Source organism: Paraburkholderia sp. SECH4 (assembly GCF_030511745.1).
Classification (GTDB): domain Bacteria; phylum Pseudomonadota; class Gammaproteobacteria; order Burkholderiales; family Burkholderiaceae; genus Paraburkholderia; species Paraburkholderia madseniana.
Genome location: NZ_JALOCP010000031.1, coordinates 90,682 through 106,679, shown reverse-complemented (window position 1 = coordinate 106,679; position 15,998 = coordinate 90,682). Strand labels below are relative to the sequence as shown.

The following is a 15,998-nucleotide window of genomic DNA, read 5'->3' as shown; positions in this document are numbered from 1 at the left end:
ACGGACCATTCAGGTACTGGATCGCCGCGCTATACGTCGAACCGGCATTGGTGCTGCCTGCCACGCCGCCCAGCGCATACGAACCGCTCACCGTCAGGCCATACATGCTCGGCGACGTGTACACCAGCGAGTTATTCACGCGGTACAGCGTATCCAGCGAATCGATATCGCCCGGGTGTGCGCCGTATGCGCCCGTCAGCCACGTGGTCGGGCTATAAGGCGACAGCAGCGTGTAGTACGACGTGTATTGACGGCCGGCCGTGAACGAGCCGTAGGTGGCGTTGGCCACGCCGACGTACGCTTGCCGGTTGAACGCCAGACCGGAGACGGCCTGTGCGCCGGTTGCACTGTTAAAGCCTTCTTCCAACTGGAAGATCGCCTTCGTGCCGCCGCCCAGATCTTCGGCACCCTTCAGGCCGAAACGGCTGCCTGCCCAGATGCCGTTCACCATCTTGATCACCGAGCGACCGCCACTCGTCGAACCAAGCGACGTCTGGCTGCTCTGATAACCGATCCCCGCATCGACGATCCCGTACAGCGTCACACTGCTCTGAGCGTGCGCGCCGAGGGCGACCAACCCAAGGGCCGAGGTTGCTATTACCTTTTTCATTTCTGCTCCTCTTTAAAAATCTTTTCTCAATCTCTAACACCCGTAATCGCCCCGCTAATCCAAGGTGTGCAGAGCTAGCCGGCTCAGCATGCCGGTGCAAATGCGAAGAGGGGTGAGCACTGAGTGACGCCTGGATCTCCAAACCAGCACGAAGTGTCGTTCAAACGCGATCCGATGTCTTTCGGGGTTTATACGCATTTGTACGATCTAGTTAGTTTTTTTCTGGTGCGATTTTGATTGAGTTAGCGCGGCCGGCCTGATCAGCCCGAGGTTCCGAACAACTGCACCACCAGACCACGCAGCCAACGGTTGCCCGCTTCGTGGTGATATCTGGCGTGCCAGTGCTGCCGAACGGCAAAACCATCCACAGGAACCGGACACGGATGGACCGCCAGATCATTGACCTTTGCCAGCGTCTCACCGATGTGTCGCGGCAGCGTGGCGATCAGGTCGGTACTCTTGATGATCGCCCCGAGCCCGAGGAAACCCGGTAACTCCAGCACCACGTCGCGATCGATATGCTCACGGACCAGCGCCTGTTCGAGCAGTTGCGCTCCCGTCCCCGCAGTGATCGCGACATGTCCCTCCGCGCGATAGTGCTTCAGGCCGAGTTTGGTGCCTAACCTCGGGTGACGGCGATTCGCCAGACAGACCCAGTCCTGCAGGTATAGCTGCTGCTGGTAAATCCCACCGCCAAGCCAGGGCACATGGCCGATCGCAAGGTCGGCCTCACCGGATTCCAGCGCCCGCTCCGTATTGCCGTCAATCCTCGTCGCTTCGAGGCGTAGACCCGGCGCCTGCGCGCGCACGTGCGCCAGCAATCGCGGAAGCAGCGTTATGTGGCTGGCGTCGGTCATGCAGATACGGAACCGCCGCTTCGCGGTGGCTGGATCGAACTCGATCTCCCAGGCAGCGAAGCGTCGCAGCGATTCGAGAATCTCCCGGCACGGGCCGATCAGCGCATCGGCTTGCGGTGTTGGCGCCATACCGCCCGATGTACGTATGAACAACGGGTCCTGCAGATGCTCCCGCAAACGCCCGAGCCAGATGCTAATCGTCGGCTGACTTTGTCCGAGCTGCTCGGCCACACGCGTGACGCTGCGGGCGTCGTACAGAAGGTCGAAAAGTTGTAGAAGTTTCAGATCAGGAAGTTCGGTCGAGTTCATAGGATTATTGCCCTCCGCAATGACGTCATTGTATTCATTGCATTGCCGATATGAGCGTCGGCCCGTATCGTGGTCTCCATGTTGAGGAGACGGCAGTGAAGATTGCGATTCTGGGTGCGGGGGCGCTGGGCTGCGCCATTGGCGCGGCGCTGACCGAAGGCGGCAACGAGGTCTGGTTGCTGAACCGTTCGGTGGTGCATGTGGAGGCGATGAGGTGTGACGGACTACAGGTGGACGATGCGGATGGTTCCCGTCGCGTGAAGGTCCGCGCGGCGACACAGGCGGCCGAGGCCGGTGTCGTCGATCTGGTCGTCGTGCTGGTCAAATCGTTTCACACCGATGCCGCGATGCGCGGCGCACTGGAGCTGATCGGACCCGAAACGCTGGTCCTGTCGTTACAGAACGGCCTGGGGCACGAAGATGTGCTCGCCGGCATCGTGGGGCGCGAACGCGTGCTGGCTGGCAAAACGTACGTTGGCGGCGTGATGCGCAACCCGGGCCACATCGAGTCAGGTGTCGCCGGCAAGGCCACCTACATCGGCGAACTCGACGGCCGGATTACCTCCCGCGCGACGGCGCTCGCCGCAACCTTCAACGCCGCCGGACTAGCCACCACGGTCAGCGACAACATCGTCGGCACGATGTGGGACAAGCTGCTGGTCAATGTCGCGACTGGCGCGCTGACCGGCATCACCGGCCTGACGTACGGCCAACTCTACGACGAAGCGCTTCTGAAGACGACCGCGCTCGCAGCGGTCGCCGAGGCGATGGCGGTCGCTCGCGCCGCCGGTGTGAAGCTCTCCACCACTAATCCCGAACGCCCGTGGACGCTCGCCGGAGAAGGACTCTCCCCTGCCTTCAAGACCTCGATGTTGCAAAGCCTCGAGAAGGGCTCCATCACCGAAATCGACTTTATCAACGGCGCGGTCGTGTGCTGGGGACAACGGCACGGCGTGCCGACCCCGGTCAACGCGACGCTGGTGGCCTGCATCAAGGGCATCGAGCGCGCCATGACCGACCGACAACATTGGGAGACAACCGTATGAACGGCAGCAAGGCCTATCTGGAGCACGTCGCCATCTGGGTAAAAGATATTCAGTGGCATATCCGTTTTTTCGAAGACGTGCTCGGCATGACGATGCGCGAGGTCGACGGCACTGTCGACGAACCCCGGCAGTACTGGACGCTCGGCGGTCTGCAATTCATCCATAACCCCAACCATGATGCGCCTGAAGGCCGGCTCGGCCATCTCGGCGTGATGTGCGAAGACATGGAGGCGGCGCTCGCCGCCGCGCATCGATACGACGTCAGCGAAATGCCGCAGGGACGCAACTGGTTGCGCTTGCCGGACGGACTCGCCGTCGAACTGATTCAGGCCAGGCCCGCATCGTGCGTGGCGCGGGCACTGGACATCAACCCGCGTGCGGAGGTGTGACATGACGATCGTCGATAAATACTGGGACGATGCCCGCGAAGGCGACGAATGCGTGAGCCCGACTTACACGGTGACCAAAGAGCGCATCCTGGCCTACGCCGATCTCACTGGCGATCACACGCCGGTCCACGTAGACGAGGCATACGCGAACGCGAGCCACTTCGGCTCGATCGTCGCACACGGCCTGTTTGGCTTGTCTATTGCCGATGGCCTCAAGACCCAAAGCACTTATCGCTTCCTGCCCGGCATGTCGCTCGGCTGGACGTGGGATTTCAACCTGCCGATCAAGGTCAACGATTTGCTGCACGTGAAATTCCGCGTGGGCGCGATGCGCGCGAGCAAAAGCCGTCCAGACTGGGGCATCGTCGTGCTGCCCTCCGATCTGATCAATCAGGATGGCCAGGTTGTCCAGCACGGCGAACATCGTCTGATGGTGCCGCGCCGACCGGGAGCGTTCTGATGCAAGCCCGTCCTCTCGAAGGTATTCGCGTCGTCGACTACAGCCACTTCCTGGCCGGCCCGTACGTCGGGCGCTGCCTCGCGGCGCTCGGCGCCGAAGTCATCAAGGTCGAACGTCCGGTCAGCGGCGACGCTGGACGTCAACACGCCACCGTGCTCGATGATGAGCAGAGCGGCTACTTCCTGCAGCTCAACATGGGAAAACGCGGTGTTAGCGTCAACATGAAGGACTCGCGCGGCAAGGAATTCATGCAGCGTCTGTGCGACTCGGCGGACGTGTTTGTCGAAAACTATCGGCCCGGCGCGCTGAACAAGCTCGGGCTCGGCTATGACGAGTTGTCCGCACGCAATCCGAGCCTCGTCTACTGCTCGATCTCGGCATATGGCCATACGGGGCCGGACGCGCATCGCGCCGGCTTCGGCCTGATTGCCGAAGCGAAGAGCGGGATCATGCAGATGATCGGTAGTCCCGGCGAGCCGCCGCCGCTGATGCGCATCTCGCTCGGCGACATGTACACCGGCATTCACGCGGTGGCGGCGATCAACGCAGCGCTACTCGGTCGCGCAAAGAGCGGCCGGGGCCAGCACATCGATATGGCGCTGTACGACACGCTGGTGTCGATGCACGAATACGCGGTGCAGTGCTACACGATGCAAGGCGTCGTCCCCGAACAGACCGGTCACGACATGCCGACGTCGACGCTCTACGGCGTGTTCCGTGCCGCTGATGGCGACCTTGTGATCGCCGCGCAAGTAGACGACGCATGGAAGCGTTTCGCAGCGCTGATCGAAGCGCATGGCGCCCCCGCTGGCTTCGGCACCGACACGCGTTTTCACACCCTCGCGGGGCGCAATACGAACCGGTTGGAGATTCTGTCCATCGTGAAACCCTGGGTGGCCAACCAGCCGGTCGCACAGGTGCTGGAGCTGCTCGATGGCATTGACGTGCCTTGTGCGAAGGTGCAACGCATCGACGAAGTGCTCACCGATCCGCAGATCGTCGCGCGAGGCATGGTAGTCGAGCAGGAGCACCCGCGTTACGGGAAGTTGCGTCTGCCGAACCTGCCGTTCCGGTTCTCCGACTGCGACACGACGATTCACGAGGTCGCGCCCGATCTCGGTCAGCACAACGCGGTAGTCGCGCAGTCGCTCGGCTTCGGTGCCGCCGAAATCGACGCAATGCAAACCGATGGTGTGCTGTATTCAAAGCTGAGGCCGTGATGACTGACCAGTACGCCGTGATCGGCAACCCAATCGGCCATACGAAATCTCCGCTGATCCACGGCCTCTTCGCGCAAGAGACACAGCAGGACATGTCCTATACGGCCATCGAGGGTCCAGTCGAGCCGCAGGATGCCTTCGCCGGGACCGTCCATGCGTTCGTCGCGGCGGGCGGCAAAGGCATGAACGTGACCGCGCCGTTCAAGCTGAAGGCGTTCGCGATCGCCGATGAGCGCAGCGAGCGCGCCGCACTGGCCGGCGCGGCCAACGCGCTGAGCTTCAAGGATGGCCGGATCGTTGCCGAGAACTTCGACGGTGTCGGCCTGGTGCGCGACATCGAAGTTAACCTGAGCCTGCCGATGGCCGGCAAGCGCGTGCTGGTTCTTGGCGCGGGGGGCGCAGTGCGTGGCGCATTGCTACCGTTCATTGCGGCGCGCCCTGGTGAACTGGTCATCGCAAACAGGGACGTCTCCAAGGTAAAGGCGCTGGTAGCGCAAGTCGCGGCCGGAAGTCCCCTGGTCGCCTGCGGCTACGGCGAGCTTGAAACGATGGGACGCTTCGACCTGGTGGTCAATGCGACATCGGCCAGCCTCACCGGCGAGTTGCCGCCGGTTCCGCCGAGCGTTTTCAGCCCATCGGGTGTGGCCTATGAACTCGCCTACGGCAAGCGACTGACGCCTTTCCTGAGGCTCGCACGCAATGCGGGCGTGGCGGGCGTCGCGGACGGTGTCGGCATGCTGGTGGAGCAAGCCGCGGAAGCATTCGCCTGGTGGCGCGGCGTACGGCCCCAGACGCATGCCGTAATCGACAGGCTTACCGTTCCGCTCGATTGAGCTTGAACCGACACCATATCGGGGAAAAGACGCGCCTATGAATTTTTTCTGTCGCCCAAGACAATTTTGTGGATATTAGCCGGATACACCCAGTCGCGGGCCTGCCGCTCGATAAGATCCATAAATGCTGGGGGGCCACTGCAGTAGATCTGAGTGTTCGCATGTGCCGGGCTCATCGCGTGCGAAGTGGTCTGCTCCAATCGGTCAGCATTCAAGCCAAAATGGTGATGGATCCCACCTTCCCTTTTAAGCGCGTCGAGTTCTTTCCGAAAGACTGCACGTTCAGGTGATCGAGCGAAGTTGTGCAGCTCGAATTTTTGACCTGCCAAGGCAAGCCGATTCGCGATTCCCGCTATCGATGCGGCGCCAACGCCTCCAGCAAAAAGAATAGATCGTGTGCTATCGTCTAAAACAACCGTAGGACTCCGTGGCGTTACGATGAACGCCTCGTCTCCTTGACTCAGTGAGATGTCAGCCGTTTCTGCGTCCGTATCGTCATCATCCTGTCGCACAGCGATCACATATGCGCTCGGCCGGGACGTAAAACAGCACAGCGGATATATTCTTTCCTTGCAGATGACGTTGTCCCGAACAAGGGTGATGCAAGCGCCATCGTCAAACGACGGAAGCTCCGATCGGGACCTGGCTTGAAGTTCAACGGCATGGTAACTCTCGGCAAGTTGCCATTTCCGTGTGATGATGACCGGGAGGAGGTTGTCGTGCATGTCTTCTCCAATAGGATCTTCGTCTTCCGAAATCGGGAGTTCGTCGATGTATGGATTGCATGAGATGGCCGGCCCAGGAAACTGTTCGAAGGACCGCTGAATGTCAGATTCAGGTTAGGGCGCGAGAAATCCACCAGCAAGGCGTTCAACGCGCATACCACGTATACAACCATGCGGATAAAGGTGGCCGTTGGCTGGTTTTCACCCTTCGCTTAGTTCAACCGCGCCTCAGGCGCCAAAGTGTGAGTGCACCGTGAACCTCGAATGCGGCCACACCTTCTCTTTCAGCCCCGACGGCGAACACTTCCTGCTCGACGGCGAGCCGTTCCAGATTCGCAGCGGCGAGATGCACCCGGCCCGCATCCCACGCGAGTATTGGCAGCATCGAATCAGGATGGCCAAGGCGATGGGGATGAACTGCATCGCCTTGTACATCATGTGGAATTACCACGAGACACGTCCGGGCGTGTTCGATTTCCGCAGCGGCAACCGCGATATCGAGGCCTTCATCCGGCTGTGCCAGTCCGAAGGAATGTGGGTGCTGCTGCGCCCCGGGCCCTACGTCTGCGCCGAATGGGATCTGGGAGGGCTCCCTTCCTACCTGTTGAGCGATCCGGACGTCCAGTTGAGGACCGACTCGGCCACCGATGCTCGTTACATGGCGGCGGTGGCTCGCTACATCGAGGAACTGGTCCCACGTATTAAGCCGTTGCTGACCCAAAACGGCGGACCGATCCTGATGATCCAGATCGAAAATGAATTCGGTTCGTATGCGAGCAATCCGGCATACCTCGAAGAGCTCAGGCAGCTTTGGCTCAAAGGAGGTGTAACCGGGCCGTTCTACACCGAAGATGGCCTCCTGCAACTCGAACGCAATCGCACCACGGTAAGCGGTGGTGCGATTGCGTTGAGCAATGGCGATGCGGCGCAAATCGCAACCGTCCGCCGGGAATTCCCCGCGGTGCCCGCGATGGCCGGTGAGGTGTACCCAGGGTGGCTCACTCATTGGGGTGAACCGGGTTTCGCAGGGTTGAACTACGACCTCTCGCACACCTTGACCGCGTTCATGCAGTCGAAACGGTCGTTCAATCTGTATGTCATTCACGGCGGTACGAGCTTTGGTTTCTATGCCGGCGCGAACGTGGATGATTCAGGCAACTATCAGCCCGACATCACCAGCTACGACTATTCGGCGCCGATCAACGAGCAGGGCGCGGCGACACCGAAGTATATGAAGTACCGCGACATCATCGGCGGCTACCTGCCTGCGCCGTTGCCCGATGTCCCTGGCGCCATCGCCACGCTCGAATGCACAGGCGTCGATGCTTTGATGCCAACCCTCTACGCGTCGATCTGGGACAACCTGCCCGCGGCGCTGCCGCGCGAACAGAGCATCGATCCACAGTCCTTCGAGAGTTATGGTCAGGCGTTTGGCTTCGTGCTGTACCGCAAGCAGTTGCAAGAGTACGCGAGTGGTGTGCTGGATATCAGCAGTGTTCATGACTATGCGACCGTTTTCGTCGGCGAACGCTACGCGGGCGGCGTGTCGAGGGCGCAAATACCGCCGGAGTACGCACAGCCGCTCCACGTGATGCATTGCGCGCCGCTCGCGCTACCTTCGACGTTGCCGGAGCACGAGTCGAACCCAGGCGGCCCGGTATCGTTAGCGATCCTCGTGCAGGGCATGGGGCGGGTCAACTTCGGCCCCGCGCTCGTCGATCGCAAAGGACTGCTCGACCCGGTCAGGATGAAAATCGCCGATGGGTCGCTCTCCGTGCTCAAGGGCTGGGAAGTCTTCCTGCTGCCGATGGATGAGACGTTTGTCGCCAACCTGAAAAGAAGCTGCGCGAACCCGCTGAAGCCCGGGCTGTTTTTCAAGGCAAGCTTGCGGCTGGATGAAGTCGGCGACACCTGGCTTGACATGAGCAACTGGACCAAGGGCGTCGTCTGGGTCAACGGGCACAATCTCGGACGCTACTGGAATATCGGTCCGCAAAGGCGCCTGTATTGCCCTGCGCCGTGGCTCGTGCGCGGTGACAACGAAGTGCTGATCTTCGACTTGCACCAGACCCAGGCGAAGCCGGTGGAACTGGCGGACACGTTGTCTTAGCGCGAGCGCCGCGGGTCGCTGCCGGGCAAGCGGCGAAAAAATGCGGCCACATGCACACCACTACTCCGCTTCAGCGATCGGCAACAGTTCCAGCGTAAGCACTTCGAACGGCGCGAGCTGGACTTCCTGCGGCACGTCAGCGTCTAGCAAAGCTGGAATATCGGAAACCCCTCCACGCCAAATGCTACGCGCACTGAAGCGCGCCGCCGCCGCGGCCGGCAACTCCAGGTGTCGCCGCAGATCCAGCGTGAAGCGTTGCGCGCGGCTGTCCGGATTGCGAAGCGTCACGATCGACTTGTGCTGCGCCCACGCTGCCCAACCGTAGACCGCTAGCTGGTCAGGTGCCCCGCCGATCCAGTGGCTGTCGCGCAGTACATCGCCGTTTTCGCGCGCCCATCTGGCGGCCTCCGCGAGCACATCCCAGTCGGACTCGGTGAGCAGCACCGGCGTAATGTATAGCTCCTGCAATTGCGTGCCGCTGCCGAAGTAGGAACGCACCTCGTTGGCGAAATCATCGCCTGCTGCCGTGTTCAGGCGCGGATTGCACTGCGCGTAGAGGATGCCGTGCAGCATCAGCGAATTGAGCGGGAAGAGCGGACTGCGCACCACGACGTTGTGGTACGTCTGCGCGTCGCGGTACGTAATCCAGCGCTCACGGTTAGTGCCGGTTCCGGCCAGATCGTCGTCCCTGCCACCGCGCCAGATGGAGTCCGCGTAACGCAACCAGAACGGCGACGGATGCGTCCCTGTAGTGAGATTGATGAAGGTATCCGGTTTGACCGCGCGGATGTGCTCGATGAGCTGGATCGCCGCGTCCCAATCGCTATCGAAGAGGCTGCCTGGAAACACCGTGTCGGCGTTGCCTGTCCCGTCGAACTTGAACTGGTTGACGCCGTCCTCATCAAGCAAGGCCATCACGACGTCGTGAAAGCGTCGATAGTAATTCGGCCCCGATAGCGCGAGTCCGTTATCGATGACCTCATAGCCAGCAGCACGGCCGCGCATCACGCGTTCCTGTTGCGGCGCACAGTAGCCACCCCACGGGGACACCCATACGCCGGGCGCGGCGCCGTATCGTGCTGCAGCGTCGCGCAGCGGAACGAAGCCATGCGGAAAATCCTTGCTGAAATGCCAGCCGCCGCTAAGGTCGTCCCAGCCATCGTCGAACAGAAACGAATCGATCTGCACCCCGCGCGCTTCATGCAACTCGCGGCCGATTGCTTCGATGCGCTCCAGCGCTTGCTGCTGTGTGTACGGCGTGAGGTAGCCGATGTCGCCCCAACTGTTGTAGTGCAGAAACGGGCGGTACGGGTGAGCCCGCTCCCGTTCCAGATAGGTGGCGAAGTCGCGCCGCAACTGGCCGTCGCGCACTACGCCGGCCACGGCGGAGTAGACCAGCGTCCTGTTCTTTTCCAGCGGCAATGCGCGTTGCAGAGTAAAGCTGACGCTGTCGCCGTCCACATGACTTTCCGCCAGCGGCAGCTCGAAGCCCAGATAGAAGTTGCCCGCGATGACAGGCGTGCCCTTCAGTTCGCTGCTAGCCTGTGCGTCAGCAGCACGCGTCTCCAGCAATGAAACGACGGCGATATTTTCGTCCCGAAGAAGCGCTGTAATCGCTAGCTGTTCGCGCAGGTATCGTGAGCCTTCGCGCTGCTCCACGCTCCACTCCACCTTTAGACGGCCCTGCGCGTCGACGAGGGTGGCGCTCACGCATCGGCCTGCGATTCGTTCGGCGAGGCGGGACGCGTGGGGGTTTGGTGCGAGCAGGGTTTCGTTCAGCGGCGCAAGGATCCTCAACTCGGCCACGCCAACGGACCTTCCGTCACCAAGCAATAGCGCGAATGGCGCGACGATGGGCAGCGTGCGTTCCCCCGCGAAATCCATCAGTGAGAAATCGGCTAGCCGTTCGTCCCTGACGATCCAGCGCAACGCGAGCGCGTCGTTACCGAATGAGCAGGCATCGCCCGTCGTCTGGAACACGGGCATGCCGGCTTGCGTGGGGAAAGCATCGTTGACGCGCATTGGGAGGCCTGTCTCGAGCAGGAGCAACGTCCATAGAGTACCGGCAACGGCCCAGCGCGTCCAAGCCCTCCCACGAACCCCGCTCCGCCCTAGTTCGCCAGAGCGTTCTGCTCGGGCGGCTCAACCATGTCGTCCTCGTCGACATCGCGCGTGACGCCGAGCAAGCCTTCCGACTTGGCCACCACCACGGTGGCGATGCTATTGCCGATCACGTTGGTCGCCGTGCGGCCCATGTCGAGAAACTGGTCGATGCCGAGGATCAGCAGAACGCCGGCCTCGGGCAGCTTGAACATCGGCAGAACGGCAGCCACCACGACGATGGACGCCCGCGGCACACCGGCGATGCCCTTGCTCGTGATCATCAGCACCAGCAGCATGGTGATCTGCTCCGTCAGGCTGAGCTGGATGTTGTAGGCCTGGGCGATGAACAGCGACGCGAAGGCGGAGTACATCATCGAGCCATCGAGGTTGAACGAATAGCCGAGCGGCAACACGAAGCCGGTGATCTTGTCGGGTACACCGAACTTCTTCAGTTGCTCCATGACCGAGGGATAGGCGGCCTCGCTGCTGGCGGTCGAGAAAGCCAGGATGGTTGGCTGCTTGACCAGCTTGAGCAGCGTAAATACGCGTGCGCCAAGGAACAGATAGCCCGCTCCGATCAATGCCGCCCACAGCACCAGCAGGGCCACGTAGAACTCGCCGATGAACCTGCCGTAGGTCACGAGCACGCCGATGCCCTGAACGGTGATCGCGGCGGCCACCGCCCCGAATACGCCGAGTGGGGCAAAGCGCATCACGTAGTCGGTAACGCGCAGCATCGTCTTGCCCAGGTCGTCGATCGGCGCGAGCAGATGCTGGCCGGCGCGGCCCTTGAACGACGCGATGGCGAAACCGAAGAACAGCGAGAAGACCAGAATCTGCAGCACCTCGTTCTGGGACATCGCCTCGAACACGCTCCTGGGGAAAACGTGGGTGACAAAGTCCTTCAGGTTCAGCGTGGAGGTCTGCAGATTGGTCGTGGCGGCGATGTCCGGCAGAGGCAGGTTAAGCGCGTGGCCCGGCTGCAGGACGTTCACGAACAGCATACCGAACAGCAGCGATACCACCGAGGCGGAGATGAACCACCCCATTGCCTTGGCGCCCATGCGACCGACGGCGGACGAGTCCCCCATGCTGGCGATGCCCCCCACCAGGGTCGCGAACACCAGCGGCGCGATGACCATTTTTATCAGACGCAGGAACACATCTGTGGCAATCGAGAAATAACCGGCGATCGCCTTGGCGGCCTTTGCGTCGGGTGCGTTGATGTTGCAAAGGTAACCCACAGCAACACCCAGAACCATGGCGACCATGATCCACGTCGTAAGCTTGTTCGTCTTCATGAATTCCTGTCTCCGGCAACTGCGCTAGATCGTGGGTTGAGCATCAATCAATTAGTACCTGGGCAACGCGTCGTCTCCCGGCTCGACACCGGGTGCTTCATACGGTCAGATCGCTTTTACTGCTTCGGCGGGATATGAAGCGGCGTGGGCTGCGTGAGTACCTCGGGCTTGAGGATCTCGTCGAGCTGTTGCTCGGACAACAGCCCCCTCGCGAGCACGATGTCGTAGACGCGTCCGCCCGTGGCATGTGCCTCCATCGCGACGGATGTCGCGTTGGCGTAGCCGATGTACGGATTGAGTGCCGTCACGATGCCGATCGAGTTCTCGACCGACGCGCGCAAGTGCGCCTCGTTGGCGGTAATGCCTTTGACACAGCGCTCGGCGAGTGTCAGGCAGCCGTTGCGCAGGTGGGTCACGCTCTTGAACAGGCTGTGCGCGATGATCGGCTCGAACGCATTCAACTGGAGCTGACCTGCCTCGGCCGCGAAACTCACGGTGACATCGTTGCCGATGACCTCGAACGCAATCTGGTTCACGACCTCGGGAATGACTGGGTTGACCTTCCCTGGCATGATGCTCGAGCCAGCCTGCATGGGCGGGAGATTGATTTCCCCAAGACCCGCACGGGGACCGCTGGAGAGCAGACGCAAGTCGTTGCAGGTTTTTGAGAGCTTGACTGCCACGCGCTTGAGCACGCCGGACAACTGAACGAAAGCGCCGCAGTCCTGCGTCGCTTCTATGAGGTTGGGTGCCGTGACAAGCGGAATGCCCGTAATTTCCTTGAGATGCTTCAGGATCAGCGGTGCGTAATCGGGATGCGCTGTAATGCCGGTACCGATCGCCGTCGCGCCCATGTTGATTTCACAGATCAGCAGCGCCGCCTCCCGAAGCCGCTCCTCATCCTCTCCGAGCATCACGGCGTAGGTGCTGAACTCCTGACCGAGCGTCATCGGCACCGCGTCCTGCAATTGCGTACGTCCCATTTTCAGAACGTCCTTGAACTCCAGCGACTTTGCTTCGAAGGCGCGGCGCAAAACGGCCATCGCGTCGATGAGACTCAGAATGCCGAACCATGTCGCGACTTTCAGGGCCGAAGGGTACACATCGTTGGTGCTCTGGCCAATGTTGACCTGCTCATTCGGGTGCAAATACTGGTATTCGCCTTTCTTCTTCCCCAACAGTTCGAGCGCGCGGTTGGCAATCACCTCGTTCGCATTCATGTTGGTCGATGTCCCGGCGCCGCCCTGAATGACGTCGACTACAAACTGATCATGCAACTTGCCTTCCAGCAATTCAGCGCAGGCACCGACGATGGCGTCACAACGCGTCGCGTCGAGCAGGCCCAGCTCATGATTCGCCTGTGCGGCGGCCTGTTTGATGCAAGCCAGTGCCTTGATCAACTCCGGGTATACCGAGATCGGCGAACCGGTAATCGGGAAATTTTCCAGCGCGCGTAGCGTGTGAACCCCATAGTAGACGTGAGCGGGAACGTCACGATCGCCAAGCAGATCATGTTCGGTTCTAAAGAAGATTTCAGCGGCCATAGACATGTTCCTCGCGCGGGATTGGGGTTGAAGACACCCTTGTACCTATATGGAGGAAACAAAAATCCAGCGCGACCGTCATGCTAATTTTTCATGACGCGCGCCAGTCCACGCATAGGTCAGCCGGGTTTGTCGGAAATTCCATGATGACGAAACCGAAATCAGGCAGAATTCGAACACGAATGCCGGTTTGTGACGCGGCCGGTGACATCCAGAACAGGTTTCCCGATCTTGAGGCAAGCGATGAGCACCCAGCAACCGACGATCATCTACACCCTGACCGATGAGGCCCCGCTGCTAGCGACCAGCGCCTTCCTGCCCGTCGTCCGCACATTCACCGCGGCGGCCGGCATCGACGTCACCACCAGCGACATCTCCCTGGCGGGCCGCATCCTGGGCGAGTTCCCCGAATTTCTGACCGAGGCGCAACGGGTGCCCGACAGCCTGTCCGAACTCGGCCGCCTCACCCTCCTGCCCGCCACCAATATCATCAAGCTGCCCAACATCAGCGCCTCAGTCCATCAACTGGTCGGCGCGATCAAGGAGCTGCAGGCCAAGGGCTACGCGGTGCCGGATTTCCCTGAGGAGCCGAAAACCGACGTTGAGAAAGCCATCCGCCAACGCTACTCCAGGTGCCTCGGCAGCGCTGTCAATCCCGTACTGCGCGAGGGCAACTCGGACCGCCGCGCGCCCGCCGCCGTAAAAAACTATGCCCGCAAGAACCCGCACAGCATGGGCGAGTGGAGCATGGCTTCGCGCACCCACGTGGCTCACATGAAACACGGCGACTTCTACCATGGCGAAAAGTCCTTGACGGTGGATCACGCCCGCGACGTGAAGATGGAATTGCTGACACAAAGCGGTAAAGCCATTGTGCTCAAGCCCAAGGTGTCGCTGCTGGACGGCGAGATCATCGACAGCATGTTCATGAGCAAGAAGGCGCTGTGCGACTTCTACGAAGAGCAGATGGAAGACGCCCGCAAGACTGGCGTCATGCTGTCGCTGCACGTCAAGGCGACGATGATGAAGGTTTCGCACCCCATTGTCTTCGGCCACGCGGTGAAGATTTTCTACAAGGAAGCCTTCGAGAAGCACGGCAAGCTGTTCGACGAACTGGGCGTGAACGTCAACAACGGCCTCGTCAATTTGTACGACAAGCTGGAAAGCCTGCCCAGTTCGAAGCGCGAAGAAATCATCCGCGATATGCACGCCTGCCACGAGCATCGCCCCGAACTGGCGATGGTGGACTCGGCCAAGGGTATCTCCAACCTGCATGCGCCTAACGACGTGATCGTGGACGCCTCGATGCCGGCCATGATCCGCATCGGCGGCAAGATGTGGGGCGCCGACGGCCGTCCGAAGGACACCAAGGCCGTGATCCCGGAGAGCACGTTCGCCCGCATCTACCAGGAGATCATCAACTTCTGCAAAACCAACGGCAACTTCGACCCCGTCACGATGGGCACGGTCCCCAATGTCGGGTTGATGGCCCAGCAGGCCGAGGAATACGGCTCGCACGACAAGACCTTTGAAGTTCCGGAAGCGGGCGAAGCGCGCATCGTCGACCTCGCCACCGGCGACGTGCTGCTCACGCAGAACGTTGAAGAAGGCGACATCTGGCGCATGTGCCAGGTCAAGGACGCGCCGATCCGCGACTGGGTCAAGCTGGCCGTCACGCGCGCCCGCAACTCCGGCACGCCGGCCATCTTCTGGCTGGACCCGTACCGCCCGCACGAAGCCGAGGTGATCAAGAAGGTCGAGGCCTACCTCAAGGACCACGACACCACGGGCCTGGACATTCAGATCATGTCGCAGGTGCGCGCCATGCGTTACACGCTGGAGCGCGTCATTCGCGGCCTCGATACCATCTCGGTCACGGGCAACATCCTGCGCGACTACCTCACCGACCTGTTCCCTATCATGGAGCTTGGCACGAGTGCAAAAATGCTATCCATCGTTCCCCTGATGGCAGGCGGCGGTTTGTACGAAACCGGTGCCGGCGGCTCGGCGCCCAAGCATGTCAAGCAACTCGTGGAAGAAAACCATCTGCGCTGGGATTCGTTGGGTGAATTCCTGGCACTCGCCGTGTCACTGGAAGAGTTGGGCATCAAGACCGACAACGACAAGGCGAGAATTCTGGCTAAAACGCTGGATGCGGCCACGGGCAAACTGCTGGACAACAACAAAAACCCGTCGCCCAAGACCGGTCAGTTGGACAACCGCGGCAGCCAGTTTTATCTCGCCCTGTACTGGGCTCAGGAATTGGCGGCGCAAACCGAAAGCGCCGCGCTTGCCGCACAGTTTGCACCGCTGGCCAAGCAACTGACTGACAACGAGCAGATCATCGTGGACGAATTGTCAGCCGTGCAAGGCAAGCCGGCGGACATCGGTGGCTATTACCGACCTGACGCCGAAATGCTGGCCGATGTAATGCGTCCGAGCAAGACGCTGAACGCTGCACTGGCGGCAACGCTGGCTTAAGAGGGTCCGG

The 15,998-nt window shown here is 61.1% G+C and carries 13 protein-coding genes; 7 read left to right on the top strand and 6 right to left on the bottom strand.

The genetic code is table 11. The features are described from left to right. Positions 1 to 610 (bottom strand): porin (locus tag M0D67_RS31675; protein WP_266240937.1); only part of this gene is annotated, 610 nt, incomplete at its 3' end. Between the two features lie 260 nt (positions 611 to 870). After that, complete coding sequence (locus M0D67_RS31670) at positions 871 to 1,776, bottom strand: LysR family transcriptional regulator (protein WP_266240936.1); 906 nt, start codon at positions 1,774 to 1,776, stop codon at positions 871 to 873. A gap of 95 nt (positions 1,777 to 1,871) precedes the next feature. Here M0D67_RS31670 and M0D67_RS31665 point away from each other — a divergent pair, with 95 nt between their 5' ends. Genes M0D67_RS31665 through aroE form a run of 5 tightly spaced genes read left to right on the top strand, consistent with a single transcriptional unit; the run spans position 1,872 to position 5,724 of the window. Next, complete coding sequence (locus tag M0D67_RS31665; protein ID WP_266240935.1) at positions 1,872 to 2,822, top strand: ketopantoate reductase family protein; 951 nt, start codon at positions 1,872 to 1,874, stop codon at positions 2,820 to 2,822. Next, entirely contained in the window at positions 2,819 to 3,211 is a 393-nt protein-coding gene (locus M0D67_RS31660; protein WP_266240934.1) for a VOC family protein, read from the top strand. Before M0D67_RS31665 ends, M0D67_RS31660 begins: the two co-directional genes overlap by 4 nt. Before the next feature lies 1 nt (position 3,212). Next, the gene (locus M0D67_RS31655) at positions 3,213 to 3,671 is read left to right on the top strand and encodes a MaoC family dehydratase (protein ID WP_154563713.1); all 459 of its coding nucleotides are present in this window, start codon (positions 3,213 to 3,215) and stop codon (positions 3,669 to 3,671) included. Further along, entirely contained in the window at positions 3,671 to 4,891 is a 1,221-nt protein-coding gene (locus tag M0D67_RS31650) for a CaiB/BaiF CoA-transferase family protein (protein ID WP_266240933.1), read from the top strand. The genes M0D67_RS31655 and M0D67_RS31650 overlap by 1 nt, the downstream gene beginning before the upstream one ends. After that, the gene (aroE, locus tag M0D67_RS31645) at positions 4,891 to 5,724 is read left to right on the top strand and encodes a shikimate dehydrogenase (RefSeq protein ID WP_266240932.1); all 834 of its coding nucleotides are present in this window, start codon (positions 4,891 to 4,893) and stop codon (positions 5,722 to 5,724) included. Before M0D67_RS31650 ends, aroE begins: the two co-directional genes overlap by 1 nt. A 35-nt stretch (positions 5,725 to 5,759) precedes the next feature. Here aroE and M0D67_RS31640 read toward each other — a convergent pair whose 3' ends face one another. Beyond that, the gene (locus tag M0D67_RS31640; protein ID WP_266240931.1) at positions 5,760 to 6,449 is read right to left on the bottom strand and encodes an oxidoreductase; all 690 of its coding nucleotides are present in this window, start codon (positions 6,447 to 6,449) and stop codon (positions 5,760 to 5,762) included. Positions 6,450 to 6,702: 253 nt separating this feature from the next. On the opposite strand from M0D67_RS31640, the gene M0D67_RS31635 reads away from it, so the two are divergent. Beyond that, positions 6,703 to 8,559 (top strand): beta-galactosidase, encoded by a 1,857-nt coding sequence (locus tag M0D67_RS31635; protein ID WP_266240930.1) that lies wholly within the window; start codon positions 6,703 to 6,705, stop codon positions 8,557 to 8,559. A gap of 60 nt (positions 8,560 to 8,619) precedes the next feature. Here M0D67_RS31635 and M0D67_RS31630 read toward each other — a convergent pair whose 3' ends face one another. The 3 genes from M0D67_RS31630 to aspA form a co-directional block, all read right to left on the bottom strand. Beyond that, positions 8,620 to 10,581, bottom strand: coding sequence for an enterotoxin (locus tag M0D67_RS31630; RefSeq protein ID WP_266240929.1), 1,962 nt, complete (start codon positions 10,579 to 10,581; stop codon positions 8,620 to 8,622). 89 nt (positions 10,582 to 10,670) lie between these two features. Further along, a complete protein-coding gene (locus tag M0D67_RS31625) occupies positions 10,671 to 11,963 on the bottom strand; it encodes a dicarboxylate/amino acid:cation symporter (RefSeq protein ID WP_266240928.1) in 1,293 nt (430 codons plus the stop codon). Positions 11,964 to 12,079: 116 nt separating this feature from the next. Next, on the bottom strand, positions 12,080 to 13,507 hold the full coding sequence (aspA, locus tag M0D67_RS31620) for an aspartate ammonia-lyase (protein ID WP_171929292.1): 1,428 nt from the start codon (positions 13,505 to 13,507) through the stop codon (positions 12,080 to 12,082). 243 nt (positions 13,508 to 13,750) lie between these two features. On the opposite strand from aspA, the gene M0D67_RS31615 reads away from it, so the two are divergent. Next, positions 13,751 to 15,988 (top strand): NADP-dependent isocitrate dehydrogenase, encoded by a 2,238-nt coding sequence (locus M0D67_RS31615; RefSeq protein ID WP_266240927.1) that lies wholly within the window; start codon positions 13,751 to 13,753, stop codon positions 15,986 to 15,988. Positions 15,989 to 15,998: the final 10 nt, after the last annotated feature.

Coding starts and splice junctions, on each gene's coding strand:
- M0D67_RS31660 (WP_266240934.1), top strand. CDS start 2,819: ATGAACGGCAGCAAGGCCTATCTGGAGCACGTCGCCATCTGGGTAAAA.
- M0D67_RS31655 (WP_154563713.1), top strand. CDS start 3,213: ATGACGATCGTCGATAAATACTGGGACGATGCCCGCGAAGGCGACGAA.
- M0D67_RS31650 (WP_266240933.1), top strand. CDS start 3,671: ATGCAAGCCCGTCCTCTCGAAGGTATTCGCGTCGTCGACTACAGCCAC.
- M0D67_RS31640 (WP_266240931.1), bottom strand. CDS start 6,449: ATGCACGACAACCTCCTCCCGGTCATCATCACACGGAAATGGCAACTT.
- M0D67_RS31615 (WP_266240927.1), top strand. CDS start 13,751: ATGAGCACCCAGCAACCGACGATCATCTACACCCTGACCGATGAGGCC.
- M0D67_RS31625 (WP_266240928.1), bottom strand. CDS start 11,963: ATGAAGACGAACAAGCTTACGACGTGGATCATGGTCGCCATGGTTCTG.
- aspA (WP_171929292.1), bottom strand. CDS start 13,507: ATGGCCGCTGAAATCTTCTTTAGAACCGAACATGATCTGCTTGGCGAT.
- aroE (WP_266240932.1), top strand. CDS start 4,891: ATGACTGACCAGTACGCCGTGATCGGCAACCCAATCGGCCATACGAAA.
- M0D67_RS31630 (WP_266240929.1), bottom strand. CDS start 10,581: ATGCGCGTCAACGATGCTTTCCCCACGCAAGCCGGCATGCCCGTGTTC.
- M0D67_RS31670 (WP_266240936.1), bottom strand. CDS start 1,776: ATGAACTCGACCGAACTTCCTGATCTGAAACTTCTACAACTTTTCGAC.